At 61.5% G+C, this 15,239-nt stretch carries 12 protein-coding genes; 5 read left to right on the plus strand and 7 right to left on the minus strand.

Annotated elements, in window-relative coordinates; genetic code table 11:
- Nucleotides 1–5: 5 nt before the first annotated feature.
- From ACSEXW_RS24945 to ACSEXW_RS24960, 4 genes are all read right to left on the minus strand, one after another.
- Entirely contained in the window at nt 6–1,661 is a 1,656-nt protein-coding gene (locus ACSEXW_RS24945; protein WP_438448907.1) for a response regulator, read from the minus strand.
- A 190-nt stretch (nt 1,662–1,851) separates the two neighbouring features.
- The gene (locus tag ACSEXW_RS24950; protein WP_438448908.1) at nt 1,852–3,075 is read right to left on the minus strand and encodes an MFS transporter; all 1,224 of its coding nucleotides are present in this window, start codon (nt 3,073–3,075) and stop codon (nt 1,852–1,854) included.
- Between the two features lie 3 nt (nt 3,076–3,078).
- Nucleotides 3,079–3,861: a DeoR/GlpR family DNA-binding transcription regulator gene (locus tag ACSEXW_RS24955; RefSeq protein ID WP_438448909.1), complete on the minus strand. Its 783-nt coding sequence runs from the start codon at nt 3,859–3,861 to the stop codon at nt 3,079–3,081.
- Nucleotides 3,862–4,015: 154 nt separating this feature from the next.
- Nucleotides 4,016–4,900, minus strand: a complete 885-nt coding sequence (locus ACSEXW_RS24960; protein ID WP_438448910.1) for a carbonic anhydrase — start codon at nt 4,898–4,900, stop codon at nt 4,016–4,018.
- A gap of 283 nt (nt 4,901–5,183) precedes the next feature.
- Between ACSEXW_RS24960 and ACSEXW_RS24965 the strand changes: the two genes are divergently transcribed.
- Nucleotides 5,184–5,858, plus strand: coding sequence for a response regulator (locus ACSEXW_RS24965; RefSeq protein WP_438448911.1), 675 nt, complete (start codon nt 5,184–5,186; stop codon nt 5,856–5,858).
- A 61-nt stretch (nt 5,859–5,919) separates the two neighbouring features.
- On the plus strand, nt 5,920–9,303 hold the full coding sequence (locus ACSEXW_RS24970; protein WP_438448912.1) for an ATP-binding protein: 3,384 nt from the start codon (nt 5,920–5,922) through the stop codon (nt 9,301–9,303).
- A gap of 104 nt (nt 9,304–9,407) precedes the next feature.
- Here the strand turns inward: ACSEXW_RS24970 and ACSEXW_RS24975 are convergent, their stop codons facing one another.
- Together ACSEXW_RS24975 and ACSEXW_RS24980 are read right to left on the minus strand one after the other, a co-directional pair.
- Nucleotides 9,408–9,692, minus strand: coding sequence for a hypothetical protein (locus ACSEXW_RS24975; protein WP_438448913.1), 285 nt, complete (start codon nt 9,690–9,692; stop codon nt 9,408–9,410).
- Between the two features lie 283 nt (nt 9,693–9,975).
- On the minus strand, nt 9,976–10,398 hold the full coding sequence (locus ACSEXW_RS24980) for an HIT family protein (protein WP_438448914.1): 423 nt from the start codon (nt 10,396–10,398) through the stop codon (nt 9,976–9,978).
- A 218-nt stretch (nt 10,399–10,616) separates the two neighbouring features.
- Between ACSEXW_RS24980 and ACSEXW_RS24985 the strand changes: the two genes are divergently transcribed.
- The gene (locus ACSEXW_RS24985; protein ID WP_438448915.1) at nt 10,617–11,360 is read left to right on the plus strand and encodes a 3'-5' exonuclease; all 744 of its coding nucleotides are present in this window, start codon (nt 10,617–10,619) and stop codon (nt 11,358–11,360) included.
- Here ACSEXW_RS24985 and ACSEXW_RS24990 read toward each other — a convergent pair.
- Nucleotides 11,357–12,196: a DUF2797 domain-containing protein gene (locus tag ACSEXW_RS24990; RefSeq protein ID WP_438448916.1), complete on the minus strand. Its 840-nt coding sequence runs from the start codon at nt 12,194–12,196 to the stop codon at nt 11,357–11,359. The genes ACSEXW_RS24985 and ACSEXW_RS24990 overlap by 4 nt on opposite strands.
- Nucleotides 12,197–12,438: 242 nt before the next feature.
- Here ACSEXW_RS24990 and ACSEXW_RS24995 point away from each other — a divergent pair, with 242 nt between their 5' ends.
- Together ACSEXW_RS24995 and ACSEXW_RS25000 are read left to right on the plus strand one after the other, a co-directional pair.
- Entirely contained in the window at nt 12,439–13,764 is a 1,326-nt protein-coding gene (locus ACSEXW_RS24995; RefSeq protein ID WP_438448917.1) for a BaiN/RdsA family NAD(P)/FAD-dependent oxidoreductase, read from the plus strand.
- The gene (locus ACSEXW_RS25000) at nt 13,757–15,070 is read left to right on the plus strand and encodes a BaiN/RdsA family NAD(P)/FAD-dependent oxidoreductase (RefSeq protein WP_438448918.1); all 1,314 of its coding nucleotides are present in this window, start codon (nt 13,757–13,759) and stop codon (nt 15,068–15,070) included. The genes ACSEXW_RS24995 and ACSEXW_RS25000 overlap by 8 nt, the downstream gene beginning before the upstream one ends.
- The last annotated feature ends 169 nt before the right edge of the window (nt 15,071–15,239 follow it).

Consider the following 15,239-nt stretch of genomic DNA (forward strand, 5'->3'; position numbering starts at 1 on the left):
GCCCGTCACCCCTCTCTGGTGCTGCTCCGGTATTCCTTCGGCGACACGCCGACATGCTTCTTGAAGCTGAAGCTGAAGTAGTTGGGCTCCGTATAGCCGACCTTCTCCGCGATCTCGAAGGCCTTCAGATCCGTGGTGCGCAAGAGCTCCTTGGCCGCCTCCATGCGGATGTGGAGGAGATAGGCCACGAAGGTCATCTTCATCTCTTTTTTGAAGATGCTGCTGAAGTAGCCCGTGCTGATGTGCAGCTGCTTGCACACCTTATGGATGGAGATATCCGTGTCCTGATAGTGGGCCCGGGTATAAGCGAGCGCATCCTCCACCAGATTCTTATAGGCGCTCTGCCGGACCACCGCAATGCTGCCCATAATCCGGGTGCACAGGATCACCAGCCACGACTTGGCCTCCTCCAGCGTCTGGAACCGGTGCAGCTCCGCGAAGGGAACCGCATCCTCACCGAGCACCTCGTCCAGGTCCGCGTCCGCATCCTTCGCCGCCTTCAGCACTGCCGTCAGAATCTCCATCAGGTACAGCTGGTACTCCTTCACGGATACCGGCTGCTCCAGGAGACCCTGGAACAGGGCATCCACGATGCTGACAAGCTCCGGGACCGTCCCCAGCTTGATGCAGCGGATGAGGGATTCCTCCTTCAGCTCGTCGAAGCGAACCTTCTCCACGTAGCGCCGCTCCACATCCGCGATGCTGATGATCCGATTGCCGCCCAGGATCACCCGGTAGTCCAGCGCCAGCACGGCATCCTTATAGGAGTAAGACACCCGGGTGATATCCGGAGTGACCAGACCTACGCCCACCGTAACCGTCAGCTTCAGGTAGCGCTCGATGGCCTGGCGGATCTCATCCGCAGCAGCCAGCATCCGGGCGGCCGCCGCCTCCCCGTCCTCATCCGCGCTGATGGCCAGCACCACGACCTGCCCATTGTGCAGGAACACCTTGCCGAGGCCATGGCCCGCCGCGATCTCCTCGGCGATGTTCAGCACGGCGAACAGCTTCAGCTCCTGATCCTCGGAGTCCTTCAGCGAGAGGGAGACCGCCCCCTCCTGCTCCGGCTGCCGCCCGCCCTTGTCGCCCGGCGCATCCATGCTGATGACTGCCGCCTGGTAGTGGCGGCCCTCCAGCGGGACCTGGTACAGCGCGGCCTTCTCCTCGATCTCCCGCTTCTTTAGCTGACGCATCATCAGCGAAGCCAGCAGGTTCTCCCGGAGCACCGGCAGGCTCCTCCGGTAATGCTCCTTCAGCGTGTCCACATTCTTCTTCTCCGCCGCTTCCTCGTCCAGGGCGTTCTTCACCTTGCCCATAACCCCCAGCAGCTCCTGGGTGGAGAAGGGCTTCAGCACATATTCATCCACCTGGAGCTTCAGCGCCTTCTGCGCATATTCGAACTCGTCATATCCGGACAAGATGACGACTCGCGTCGACGGATATTGGCTCTTCACCCGGTCCGCCAGCTGCAGGCCGTCCAGGAAAGGCATCTTAATATCCGTCAGCAGCACATCCGGCGTGTGACGGCCGAATTGGTCCCAGGCCTCCTGGCCGTTCTCCGCACTGTCTATCACTTCAAAGCCGAGAGCCTCCCAGTCCACTCCACGGACGATGGCATCCCGGACATCCTCTTCGTCTTCCGCCACAATAACCCGATACATTGGGTTTCATCCCCCATTCCCTGTGCAAACGCATACATGAATAAGCATACCGCACTACCCATTGTATCGGAAGCCGGGGAAAAAGAAAAAAGATCCCGCCACACAAAAAATTCCAGCCCCTTCTTAAAGAGAGGCTGGATCTTCGTCTATACCGGGCAGACGCAAGGTGGCATCGACCGCCGATCGTCCGTCAGACCGTCATGGTTCCGTCGCATTCCGAACTGGAGTCGGCCGCCTTCGGAAGCAGCAGCGCAGCCAGCACCATCGTCAGCATGATGACGGCCGCCCCCGCCATCAGCCAGATCGAGGCGGCGGATCCGAAACGGTCCATCCACCGGCCCAGCAGGAGCGGCATAACCGCTCCCCCGACACCGCCGGTGGAGATGAGGAGGCTGGCGGTGGCCTGCTCCCGGCCCGACGCTAAGGAGTTGGCGTAGATCAGCGCCACCGCGAAGAGACCTGCCATGGCGAAGCCCAACAGCGCCATGCTGGCGTAGGCGGCCCATGCGCTGGGCGCAGCCGCCAGCCCGGCTGTGCCGAGGACCGTTCCCGCCAGGCTGACCAGCAGGTAGCGGTAGTAGCTGAAGCGCTCCGCCAAGGCCCCGATGAACGCCCGGCCGATGGACATGGTGAGCCAGAACAGTGTCACCACCCAGGCGGAGGCCGACGGAGAGAGGCCGTATCCGTCCATCATCCAGGACGGGGCGAATTCGATCAGACACACCTCCACACCGACATAGAGGAAGAAGAACGCGGCGAAGAGCGCAAGCACCAGCCGCCGGGAGCCTCTGGATGCAGAGGAGGCCTGCGGGGCGGAGCCGTCCTCCCCGGCCGGGCCGCTCTTCGGCACGCGGCTTAGATATTCGCTGCTGCCTAAGCCGAAGTCCGTGAATCGCCAGGCAGCCGCCAGCAGCAGAGCCAGCAGCCCCAACGGCACAAAGGCATACCGCCAGATGCCGAAGAGAAGGAAGATGCCTGAGAAGAAGGGCATGAGCAGGGCGCCCAGCCCGAAGTACAGCTCCAGCTTGCCCATGGCGGCCGCCTGCTTCTCCTTGAAGGCCAGCAGGATCAGCGCCCCGACGGACGATTCGATGGAGCCGAAGGCGATGCCCATGATGAACAGGAGGGCGATGAGAACTTCCCAGGAGGGGAGCAGCACCGCATAGAGCTGGGCGGCGAAGAGCACCAGCATGGCCGCACACAGCACATTGCGTCTCCCCAACCGCTGCACGGACGGACCGACAGTGGAGACGCCGATCATAAAGCCGAAGAATTGGGCGAACACCAGCCCGCCGCCCTCGCTATACTCTCCGCCGTAATGTTGGAGCAGCGCCGTCAATATGGAGCCGATGAGCACATGGGAGAAGCCTGTGGCCAGATACGACCAGGCACCCAGCCGAAGCAGCTTGTTCATGCCTTAGACACCTCCATGTCCTGCGTCTGTTCCGGTGACGATCACGTCCACCCCATACTTCTCCAGCTGCTCCATAATCTCAGCAGGGGGCTTCTCGTTCGTCACCAGCACATCCACCGAATCAAAGCCCGCCACCCGGCAGAACAGCCGCTTCCCGAACTTGGACGAATCGGCCAGGACGATCACTTGGTCCGCCGAACGGATCATGTCCCGGATCAGGAGCCCCTCCTCCTCATAGGGATTGGACAGCCCCTCCGCCGTAATGCCGCATGCGCCCAGGAGCAGCTTGTCGAACCGGTACTCGGCCAGCGTGGCCGCTGCCCGGGGGCCGTACACATACCGCTGCTCCTTGTGCAGCTGCCCGCCCAGCAGATGAAGCGTCACGCCTTCCCGGGAGGCGAGAAGGCCGGCTATGTCGATGGAATTGGTCACGGCCACGTTGCCGCTGAAGGAGATGGACTCCACGGTGAACTGAACGGTAGTGGAGGAATCCAGCATCAGATAGTCTCCGGGACGCACCAGTCTGGCGGCGGCATGGGCGATCTCCCGCTTCACGCCCCGCTCCGTATGGAGCCGCTTCTCGTAGTGGTCGATCTCCTTGCTGAAGGACGGCAGCATGGCTCCGCCCCGGGTCCGCACGATGCGCCGCTGCTCCTCCAGCTTGATCAGATCCCGTCGTGCCGTGTCCTTCGAGATATCGAGCAGCGCGCACAGCTCCTCGACCGTAATGCGTCGGTTGTCTTGAAGATGCCGGATGATCCGGTCCAGACGTTCCTCTTGAAACATGGCTTCGCGCTCCTTGACTTAAGTTATTATCTGTTATTTTAAGTCAAGTTAAGGAATTGTGCAACCAATTCCCCCTCAAAATAAAAAGCTCCCCGAGATGAGCCGGCCAGCCGGCTTCTTCGGGGAGTTGTTACGTTGGACCGCTTGCGGCCGCTTATTTGTCCTTGTCGGTCTCTACGGTGCGCCCCTTCAGCTCCTGCACGGGACGGGCATTGTTCGGGAACAGCTTCCGGAAGGCCTCGATCTGGGCCGGGGATACCTCCACCGGCTGCTCCAGCACGGTCCATTTGACGCTCTGCGAGCAAGGCGGAGTCGTCAGCGAGCCGTTATACCGGAACGACGCCTTGTCCGCAGGCAGGAGGGCCGCCAGGTCCACAGGCTTCTCCAGCTTGACGCCTTCCATATTTTCACCTGCCGGCATCTTGGACCACAGTTCAGCCAGAGCCGCCTGCTCCTTGCCGCCCTTCAGCATGACGCCCAGCACGGCCAGCTCTCCAGCCGCATTCTTATGGACCAGGTGAAGCTCCATGTCGAAGCTCTTGCCGTTGAACTCATGCTCGCTCGGCAGGTGGAAGTGGAATTGCACCAGGTTGTAGTCCTTGCCTTGAATCCGGAGGACGTTGGACGAATCCGCCGCATTGGCCTGGACGGTATGGCCGTTGTTCACTACAGTGAAGGCCGTAGGCTTATAGACGGTCTGAATGTCCTCCAGAGTCTGGTTGACCTTGGCCTTGGCCAGATCGATATCGATGGGGGACTGTTCGGTTCCGTTGGCGCAGGCGGCGTTCTCCGCGCCCATCTCTCCCCAATGGCTGGGGCCGGTATCGCCGGTGTAGCTCCAGTGGGCGCCGTGAGATCCGGCAGCGGCGGGGCTGGCTGCAGGGCTAGCGGTCGACACCGGACTGGCGGCAGCGCTCGCCGCAGGGGTTGCGGCCGGTGCCGCGGACGATCCGCTTTCCTTTTGTCCGCAGCCTGCAAGGGCTGCAGTCAGACATGCGCTCATCATGAGCAGGGCTGTTTTTCGAGTAATCATCATCATGATCGGTTCTCTCCTGTTCTTGAAGGAAGGCCCTTCAAGGTTGTGTTGGCAAACATCTCCTATCATACCTTCTGCGGAGCGCTTTCATCCAAGTCCCCGGACGCAATAGTCGATAAACTGACACACTTGAGCAGTCCCTGCCCCGCCGAATCCCGCCCGCCGGTCATCTCCCGATGACTCCCGTCATCAATCCGGTCATGACTTGCGAAGAGGCTCTTCCATCGAAGGAGAGATGTTTTATAATAAATCCATCAGCCTACGGAACAACGAAAGAGGAGATCCCATGTCCAACCCCATTCGCATCGTCATTGCCGACGACCAAACCCTGCTGCGGGACGGCCTGCAGACCATCATCAGCCTGGAGGAGGACATGGAGGTGGTGGCCACCGCCGACAACGGCGCAAGCTGCATCGAAGCGGTCCGGCTGCACCGGCCGGATCTCGTGCTGATGGACGTCCGGATGCCCGTCATGGACGGCATCGAGGCTACGCGCCTCCTGATGCAGGAGTTCCCGGAGCTGACCGTCGTCGTGCTGACCACCTTCCTGGAGGACCAGTACATCGTCGACAGCATGGTGAATGGGGCCAGCGGCTTCCTGTTGAAGGATATGCCCGGCGACAAGATCATCCAGTCCATCCGGGACGCCTCCAAGGGACAGATGATGCTGCCCTCCGCCGTGGCAGGCAAGCTGGCCGCCCGGATCTCCCTCTTGTCCAGCGGCCCCCGGAAGCCGGTCTCTACCGGACGCCTGAAGCAGCTGGGCATCTCCTTCACCGACCGGGAGCTCCATATCGTCCAGCTGCTCCTGGACGGCAAGTCCAATAAGGAGATGGCGAAGTCCCTCTTCATGAGCGAGGGCACCATCAAAAATTACGTCAGCATCATCTACCACAAGATCGGGGTCAATGACCGGTCCAAGGCCATTCTGACGCTGAAGGAGCTCCTGGCGGAAGAGTAATCCGGCTGACCTGCCAGGCGGCACATGAGACCGGCACATGAGAAGGAGGGACCATCACGCCATGCGAAGCCTTATACCCACCAAACGGATGCTGGCCGCCGCCTTCCTGGCTCTTCCCGCCCTGATCCTGCTCCTGGCCTTCTGGGTGCTCATCTCGTGGAACAAGCTGCAGGACGGCTTCCACGAATTCCGCAGCCTGGCCGGCACCCCCGGCTGGGAGGTCCGGCTCGGCGACGTCCCGATGACGCCGGAGGGACTTCCCGCACCCGGGCCGGATGCGGCCTGGAAGCCTCTCCCCCCGGATCAGTGGGTGTCGGATGCGATTCCGGCAACCTATGAGGGGTACTTCGGGCTCCGGATCCGCATTCCTGAAGCCATCCGGGCCGAAGGACAGAGCCTCCAACTGCGGGGCTTCAAGTCGGTGCAGGCGTTCACGGATGCGCGGAAGCTCTATGAGTTCAATATGAATCCCCGGGATTTCCGGGTGAACAAGCATCTCCATTGGGGGATGGCGGAGCTGAAGCTGGAGGATTACGGCACAATGCTTACCATAAGGGCCTATCATGACGGACATAAGGCCGTCACGGCGGGTTTTCTGGTCGGGAAGGCCTCCGATTATTATTCCGACATGCTGGCCCACGACGCCCTCCGCATCATCCTGTGCGTCCTGTTCCTGTATTGCTCCATCTGCGCCTTCCTGCTGTTCGCCGTCACTCCGAGGGAGCCGATCTACTTTTACTTCGCCGTGCTTACCGCATGCGCCGCTTACGGAAGTGTGATCCGTGCGCCGACGCTCCAGCTTTTTGCGGATATTCCGCTGTTCGTGTACCTGCAGGACGTGGCCATTCCCATCGGGACCGGCGGTCTGCTCGGCTTCCTCGCCCGGCTGTACCCGGACCGGATGCGCAAGCTGTTCCTCGGCATGGCCTGGTCCTTCTGGGGCTACGCCGCGCTGGTCTTCGGGGCCGCCTGGTACCGGGAGCCTCTCTACCATCTGCTCATCGACAAGGTGTTCCCGGTCTTCGCCAGCGTCTGTATGAGCGTGGTGCTGCTTCTGATGGCCCGTTCGTACCGGGACCGCCGGGACCGGGAGACCCGGTGGGTGTTCGCCGGCATCGTGCTGCTGGTCGTATTCGCCGCCGTCTATTACGTGCGCATGAACGTGTATTCCTTCGCGGAGTGGTACGGCCTGCTGCCGCCCGTGCTTCTGACTTACCTGAACGACACCCAGCTCACCCTAGGCCTGTTTCTGTTCATTATGTGCCTCGGGGGCGTGCTGATCCTCCGGTTCGCCGATACCATGCAGAAGATCCGGAGGTACTCGGAGGAGCTCGCCGTCAAAAACAGGCAGCTTCAGGAGATGGACCGCCTGAAGGACGACTTCTTGGCCCGGACGTCCCATGAGCTCCGGACCCCGCTCTTCGGCATGATCGGGATCGCCGAATCGCTGCTGGATCCCGAGGGGCTGGAGGACGCCGGGGAGCAGCGGCGGCGCCTGTCGCTCATTATCGCCGGAGGGCGGCGGCTGACCCGGCTGGTCAATGACATCCTGGATCTGTCGAAGATGCGGCACAACGACCTGCAGCTCCAGCTCCGCCCGGTCGACATCCGGCAGACTGCCGGCATCGCAGCGGCGCTCCTCCAGACCCAAGCCTCGGCCAAGGGGTTGACGATCCGCAACCGGATTCCGGAGGATCTGCCGCCGGCGCTGGCCGACGAAGACCGGGTGGAGCAGATTCTATTGAACCTGGTGGGCAACGCGGTGAAATTCACCTTCGAGGGAACGGTGGATCTGACGGCAGAGCTGCTGCCGGAGGAGAAGGGCGATGCGCAGACCGGGGAACCGGGGGCCGGGACGGAGTACGGAGGGTTCCGTTCGGGCGGGCACCAGGAGGAACTTCGAGGTGGAGAGGGGTCGGGATCTACCGGGGCGAAGCCGCCGGACCGCCGGGCGGGAGCGGTTCCTCCCGGACGGAGAAGGCTGCTTCGCGTGGCCGTAACGGACACGGGGCTTGGGATCCCGGAGGAGGACCTGGAGCGGATCTTCGACCGGTTCAATCAGAGCCGCTTTACGCTAGAGCAGGGAATCGGCGGCAGCGGTCTGGGCTTAACCGTCAGCCGTCAGCTGACACAGATGCACGGCGGGGAGCTGACCGTCCGGTCTACGGTCGGACAGGGCAGTACGTTCGCCTTCACGCTGCCGGTCTGGACCGGCGGGACGGACGTGGCTCCAGCGGACCGGATGCCCGTCTTATCCGCCGGAGTGCCGGAGTTGGATGCTGCCGATAGAGGCTCCGTCCCGGCGGCAGTCAGCGGCCTGGACAGCCTGCCAAAGAGCGAGAATGTCCCGGAAGGGGCGACAGACCGCCGCCAAACCCTTCTCCTGGTCGACGATGAGCCGGTGAACCTGGAGGTTCTCTCCAGCCACCTGGCCCCCGCATACCGGATCGTTACCTGCTCCCTGGCCGTACAGGCACTGGAGCTGCTGGAGTCCGGCCTGAAGCCGGACCTGATCCTGACCGATGTCATGATGCCGGGGTTGAACGGCTACGAGCTGTGCCGCCGGATCCGGCTGGCCTATGGCGGTGAGGCCGATCTCCCCATCCTGATGCTGACGGCCAAGAGCCTGCCCGAGGATCTGGCCGAGGGCTTCGAATCGGGAGCCAACGATTACCTGACGAAGCCGGTGTCCAAGCGGGAGCTGCTCTCCCGGGTCAAGCTCCATCTGAAGGTGACGGAGCTGAACCGCTCCCTGGAGGAGGAGGTCCGGGATCGCACCGCAGAGCTGGAGAAGCGCAATCGGGAGCTCCAACTCTCCATACGGGAAACCATGGAAGCGCTGGAGGAGATCGTGGCGCTGGAGGAGCGCAACCGGATCGCCCACGAGATCCACGACACGGTGGGCCATACGTTGACCGCCACCATCATGCAGCTGGAGGCCACGAAGCGATTGCTCTCGATCGACGGCGAGCGCGCGCTCGAGAAGCTGACCGCCGCTCAAGGGCTGGTCAAGAACGGTCTGGACCAGATCCGCTCCGTGGTGCGGATGCTGAAGGATGATGTGGTCCGGACGGACCTCCGGGACTCTCTGACCACCCTCATCTCCGAGACGGAGGAGATTACCGGCGTTCGGATCGATTACGACATCGGCCCGCTGCCCGAGCTTCCTCCGCTGTACCGGAAGGTGGTGTTCCACGCCGTGCAGGAGGGGCTGACCAACGGCCTGAAGCATGGCGGGGGCACCCGCTTCCAATTCCAGCTGGAGGCAGCGGAGGGCGCGCTGCATTTCACCCTGAAGAATAACGGCTCGCCCTACACCGAAGCTCCCTTCGGCTTCGGACTGTCCGCCATGCGGGAACGGGTCGAGCACCTGGGCGGCACCCTCCGCGTGGAGGCTTCCGCCGACTGGGGCTGCGAGCTGCAGATCCGACTGCCCGTTCACTGATCTTGCCCACAAACGGTCAAAGCCCGTCCGCCACGAAGCTTCAAGTCTCGTGGGGAACGGGCTTTGGCCGTTTTTCCGGCTTATGGGGATGGGGACGGGGACGGTCAGCCTTCATAGCCGATCACCCGCCGTGCCAGCTCATAATCGTGCCGGATGTCCAGCAGCATCTTTAGGCCGGGACGATAGTCCAGGCGCTTCCGCAGCCAGCTGTACATGATCGGCTTGTCCTGCCGGATCACGTTCAGGGTCTCGATGACCGGACCTTTTTCTGTCTGGAGCTGAAGCAGCAGATCTACGCACTGCTCCAAGCCTTTATGCGATTCCGGCAGCTGGGTGACCGATTCCCAGACGCTGACTTTGTTCCTATGGCGGTGTAACAGTTGGTTCATTGGTTCCATCTCACTCTCATTTAATAAGTCTTATATACTACTTATTATAAGGAGCGTGGAACCATAAATCTGTGAACCGTGCTACATTTTGGATAATTGGTGGAAACGGACAGCCGCTGATCCCGGTTTCTGCAACCGGCTCTGGCCCCTGTCACCGGGCCCGCACGAAGACACCTGCCAAGCAACCCCCGATAGAGTATCCTTCCGCGCATGCCAAAACAGCCGAGCCGCGGATCTCTCCACGGCCCGGCCTATCTTGCTCACGTGTGCATGAAGGGTGATCCTACTCCAATGCCGCCTTGATCTGGGCGATGACCTCTGCGTATTCCTCGTCGGACAGGTACACCTGGGCCGGGTTCATGACGAAGGTGGTTCCCCACTGCTCGCCGCCCTCGTATTTCGGCACGATGTGGAAATGGACGTGAGGCATGGTATCGCCGTAAGCGCCATAGTTGATCTTGCCGGGCTTGAACGCCTTGTCCACCGCGCGGGCGGCACGGGCCACGTCGTTCATCAGCTGGTTGCGCACTTCATCGGACAGGTGGAACATCTCCCGCTCGTGAGTGTTCAGGGCGACCAGCACGCGGCCGCGGTAGGTTTGCTCCTTGAACAGATACAGGGTGGACACCGACAGCGGTCCGATCTCGATCATCAGCTTGTCCAGGCGGCCATCGTCAGTACAGTACATGCATTCGGGGTGCGACATGTTGTTTTCCTCCTCCGGATTATAGCGGAATCCTGCGATTCTTAGGTTACCTTACCCTATAATGGTACTCCATAGCCAGCGGCACCGAGTCCGCCAAAACGGACAACTTTGTTACAACCTTGTCCCTTCCATGGGAGGGAACGGACCGAATAGGTTCCAATTTCGGGAAACATCCTATATGATAGGGGACAACAAGTGAACCTCAGGGGGCTTTACGGATGAAACACGCGGTCGTCTACGACCTGGAGCTGGTCAAGCGCTTCAAGAAGGGCCAGCCCAGCGAAATCGTCGAAATCGGAGCTTGCAAGGTCGATCTGACCACACGTCAGGTGATCGAAAACTTCCAGATCTACATCGTGCCGGGAAGCGGATATTTCTCGAAATCGACGCGCTCCTTCATCAATATGACCAAGGAGGACGCTGCGGGTGCCGTCTCCTTCAAGACGGGCATCCGCCAATTCGCCGATTGGACCGGCCCCGACTCCTACCTATGCTCCTGGGGCAAGGACGACAAGCTCCACATCGTCAACGAATGCGTCCGCAAGAACATCCCGTTGGGCTGGTTCCGCAACTACAACGACATCCAGTCTCAGATCGGCAGGCTGCTGTCGGACCAGAAGGGCCAGATGGGTCTCAAAAACGCCCTGGCTCTGGCCGGCATCGAGCCCGTAGGCAAGGCCCACCGCGGCATCGACGATGCGCGCAACACCGCAGAGCTGCTCATCCGCTTCGCCGACCGGCTGAAGCTGGAGGAGAACGAGCTGACGGAGCGCGATCTGAATCCGCCGCCGCGAGACCCGGACAAGCGCCGGAGCCGCACGCGGCGACCGGCGGACGGGACAGTACCGGAGGCGCCGAACCATGCGCCCGAGCAGGCGACGGTCGCTGCAGACCGCCGCGGACACGGCAGCGCTGACGCAGCCGGGTCTACCCCGGCCGGCTCGCCGGAGCGGGCTCTTTAATCGGCCTCTCTGCCGGCAGCGGCCTCAGCCGCCCCATCCTCCAGCGCCACCTCCACCTGGACGTGGTAGCCGGCGTACTTCTGCACGTTCAACACCCCGCCCCCCTCGAACAGCAGGTAGTTGCCTTTGATTCCGGTCAGCCGGGCGGTGATGATGGGGTTTTTGTCCAGATTCAGGGACACCACCTTCTCCGGCTTCACCTCCACCGGGTACTCGAAGCCTCGCTTCTCCTCCCCGGGCAGCGCGTAGGGCTTGTACGCCTCCGGGAACAGCCCGAAGACCTCCTCCCGGAGCTCCAGCAGATCCGTATCCGCCGTCTCCCCCTTCAGCATCTTCCGCCAGTCGGTCTTGTCCGCCATATGCTGCGACAAAGCGAATTCCAGCTCCCCCGCTGTCTTCCGGTTCGGGGCCTCCGCGATGGGCACGGCTTGGACCGCGCCTTGGTCCACCCATCTTTTGCGCTCGTTGTGCTTGCGCGTCAGGCCGACCTTCACCCCGCTGCTGACCGCCAGGTACACATAATGGGGCACCATGCAGTACGTCTTCGCGAACTCCGGATCCCGGCACGTGCCCAGATGATAGTGGCATTCGTGTGGCTTCACGATGCACAGATCGGCCTGCGGCAGCGTCTGGAAGCACGGGTAGCAGAACCCGTCGTACGTCTTCTTGATCCTGCGCCCGCAATGCGTGCAGCGGATCTCCCCCAAGAAGGTCAGCGTCAGCTGCCTTCCGATCAGCGCGTTCATCTCCAGCTCCGCTTCTCCCAGCTTCAGCCGGTACCGGACCGGTTGTTCATATGTATGGGCGAACCCCTTCATCATCCCCGCAAAAACCATCCTTCGTCTCTCCCTCTCTCTACCGGCAAGCAGGCTGGCTAACTGTCCGACCGGCTATCATTCGATAAACACTCTCTACCAGCATAGCATAGAACCGCCCTTTCATCTCCCCCCTGATGTTCACTGCCGAACGGCCGCTTTGAAGGTGGTTGGAGCGACTTGTGCTATAATGGGTTCAAAAGCACGGTGTGTTCGATAACATACCCTCGCAAACCATTGGACAAAGGGCGGATCAACCTTCCATGCATCACACGTTGTTCATTATCGGCGCAGGCGCTGCGGGGCTAATGGCCGCCGTGACGGCGAAGGACCTGGGCATCGACGCCGCCATTCTGGAGAGCAATGACAAGATCGGCAAGAAGATTCTGATGACCGGCGACGGCCGGTGCAACATTACGAATGAATCTACGTCGTCGGGGACGGAGGCGGAGCAGGCGGCCGCATTATCGCACAAATATCACGGCAGCCAGGACGGCTTCCCGCTGCCGGTGCTGCAGCAGTTCGGCATCCGCCGAACCATTGACTTTTTCTACTCGATCGGGCTTCCTCTCACCGAATTGAAGGAAGGCATGCTGTACCCGATGTCGCTGCAGGCTTCTTCTGTTCTGGATCTGTTCCAGCTGGCGCTGGAGGAACGGGAGGTGCCGGTCCTCTTCAAGCATAAAGTGGTGGACGTCACCGTCTCCTCGGGCCATCCGCGCTTCACCCTCGTATGCAGGACGGAGACAGAGGCGGGGACGGAGGAGCAGGCGGTATATACCTGCGACTACCTGCTGCTGTGTACCGGCGGGCAGACCGCCCCGAATACGGGCTCGGACGGCTCCGGCTACACGCTCGCCCAGCGCCTCGGGCATACGCTGGTCCATCCGGTCCCCGCCATCGTGCAGCTGAAGGTGCAGTACCCGTACTTAAAGGCGCTGTCCGGCATCAAATTGCAGGGCATGGCCCATCTTCTCGTCAACGGGGAGCGCCTCCGCAGCGAAGCCGGGGAGATTCATTTTGCCGATTACGGCTTGTCTGGTCCTCCCATTCTTCAGCTGAGCCGGACAGCGGCTTACCATCTCGCGAAGCGGGACGCCGTGACCGTGTCCATCGATCTGATGCCGGACCGTACCGAGGAGGAGCTGGTGGAATTCCTGGACATCCACTGGGGGATCTTCGGACACCGGACCGTGGAGGATTCCTTCGTCGGCATCCTGCATAAGAAGCTGACTCCCGTCCTCTTGAAGGAGGCGGGGATCGACAAGCAGCCGTACCTGCTCTGCCAGGACCTGCCGTGGAAGGCCAGGAAGGTCTTCTATCGGATCCTGAAGCACTGGGACTTCAAGGTGACGGATACCAACGGCTTCGCCAACGCGCAGACCACGGCCGGCGGGATCGCAACAACCGAGCTGGTGGAAGACACGCTGGAATCCAAGCGGGTGCCCGGGCTCTATCTGGCCGGCGAAGTGATGGACGTGGACGGAGATTACGGCGGCTATAACCTGCAATGGGCCTGGAGCTCCGGCTATGTAGCGGCTATGGCCGTAGGCAGACAACTCTCGGGAGGGAACCGCCGGCATGAATGATTATCCCACCTCCAAGCACCATCAGCTCTTCATCATCGGCGCAGGTGCCGCCGGCCTTATGGCCGCCGTAACGGCACGCGATTCGGGGCTGGATGCCGCCATCATAGACAGCAACGACCGCATCGGCAAAAAAGTGCTCACCACGGGCAACGGCCGCTGCAACATTACGAACGAATCAACGGCTACGGGTGCGGATGAAGCGACTGCCCTGTCGTACAAGTACCACAGCAGCCAAGCCGGATTTCCGCTGCCGGTGCTGCAGCAGTTCGGCGTGCGCCAAACCATCGATTTCTTCTTCACCCTCGGACTCCCTCTGATCAGCCTGGAGGACGGACGGATGTACCCGATGTCCTTACAGGCGGCGGCCGTTCTGGACATCTTCCGGCTGGCGCTGGAGGACCGGAACGTTCCGGTTTATTTCAAAACCAAGGTGCTGGACATCGCCGTATCGCCGGATTATCCCCGCTTTCGGCTGACCTGCCAGACCGAGACGGGGGAGCGCGTGGACTATACCTGCGATTACCTCTTCCTCTGCACGGGCGGCCTCACCGCGCCGAAGACCGGAACGGACGGCTCCGGGTATACTCTGGCTCAACGCCTGGGGCACACCCTCGTCCATCCCGTCCCGGGCATCGTGCAGCTGAAGCTGGACTACCCGCATCTGAAGGAGCTGTCCGGCGTCAAGTTCGAGGGCCAAGGCCGCATCCTCGTAGACGGGCAGGTCATCCGATGCGAAGCCGGGGAGATTCTGTTCACGGATTACGGCATCTCCGGTCCGCCGATTCTCCAACTGAGCCGCAAGGCCGCCTATCATCTGGCCCAAGGGAAAGAGGTCACCTTATCGGTGGATCTGATGCCGGACCGGACGGAGGAGGAGGTGGCCCAATTCCTGGACACGCACTGGGGCATCTTCGGGCACCGGACCGTGGCCAACTCCTTCCTGGGGATTCTGAACAAGAAGCTCATTCCGGTCCTTCTGAAGGAGGCCGGTCTGGACGAGCAATCATCGCTTCTGTGCCGGGATCTCTCCTGGAAGACGAAGCAGCACTTCTATCGGCTCCTGAAGCATTGGGAGTTCCGGGTGTCCGATACCAACAGCTTCACCAATGCGCAGACCACGGCAGGCGGCATCGACACGGCGGAGCTGGTGGAGGGTACCCTGGAGTCCAAGCTGGTACCCGGGCTGTATCTGGCCGGCGAGGTGATGGATGTGGACGGGGATTGCGGCGGCTACAACCTGCAGTGGGCCTGGAGCTCCGGCTATGTGGCGGCCATGGCCCTGGCCAAGCGATTATCCGGTGCATAAGCGGCAAATATAAAGGGCCTCCGGCTAATGAACTGTGACCCACAAGAAGGACACTTTGAAAAAAGTGACCTTCATGTGGGTCATTTGTGTTTTAATCAAGGTAAGATGAGGGGCGATACGAACATGGGAAAGTTAAAGCGAATCGTATTTACTGAAGAACAGATAAGAA

The sequence above is a fragment of the Oryzibacillus soli genome (genome assembly GCF_051594765.1).
Lineage (GTDB): Bacteria > Bacillota > Bacilli > Paenibacillales > NBRC-103111 > Paenibacillus_AR.

Bases quoted from the DNA above. Each gene is read 5' to 3' on its own strand.
- ACSEXW_RS24975 (WP_438448913.1), bottom strand. From the start codon at position 9,692: ATGAACCAACTGTTACACCGCCATAGGAACAAAGTCAGCGTCTGGGAA.
- ACSEXW_RS24985 (WP_438448915.1), top strand. From the start codon at position 10,617: ATGAAACACGCGGTCGTCTACGACCTGGAGCTGGTCAAGCGCTTCAAG.
- ACSEXW_RS24970 (WP_438448912.1), top strand. From the start codon at position 5,920: ATGCGAAGCCTTATACCCACCAAACGGATGCTGGCCGCCGCCTTCCTG.
- ACSEXW_RS24950 (WP_438448908.1), bottom strand. From the start codon at position 3,075: ATGAACAAGCTGCTTCGGCTGGGTGCCTGGTCGTATCTGGCCACAGGC.
- ACSEXW_RS25000 (WP_438448918.1), top strand. From the start codon at position 13,757: ATGAATGATTATCCCACCTCCAAGCACCATCAGCTCTTCATCATCGGC.
- ACSEXW_RS24980 (WP_438448914.1), bottom strand. From the start codon at position 10,398: ATGTCGCACCCCGAATGCATGTACTGTACTGACGATGGCCGCCTGGAC.
- ACSEXW_RS24960 (WP_438448910.1), bottom strand. From the start codon at position 4,900: ATGATGATGATTACTCGAAAAACAGCCCTGCTCATGATGAGCGCATGT.
- ACSEXW_RS24955 (WP_438448909.1), bottom strand. From the start codon at position 3,861: ATGTTTCAAGAGGAACGTCTGGACCGGATCATCCGGCATCTTCAAGAC.
- ACSEXW_RS24990 (WP_438448916.1), bottom strand. From the start codon at position 12,196: ATGGTTTTTGCGGGGATGATGAAGGGGTTCGCCCATACATATGAACAA.
- ACSEXW_RS24945 (WP_438448907.1), bottom strand. From the start codon at position 1,661: ATGTATCGGGTTATTGTGGCGGAAGACGAAGAGGATGTCCGGGATGCC.
- ACSEXW_RS24995 (WP_438448917.1), top strand. From the start codon at position 12,439: ATGCATCACACGTTGTTCATTATCGGCGCAGGCGCTGCGGGGCTAATG.
- ACSEXW_RS24965 (WP_438448911.1), top strand. From the start codon at position 5,184: ATGTCCAACCCCATTCGCATCGTCATTGCCGACGACCAAACCCTGCTG.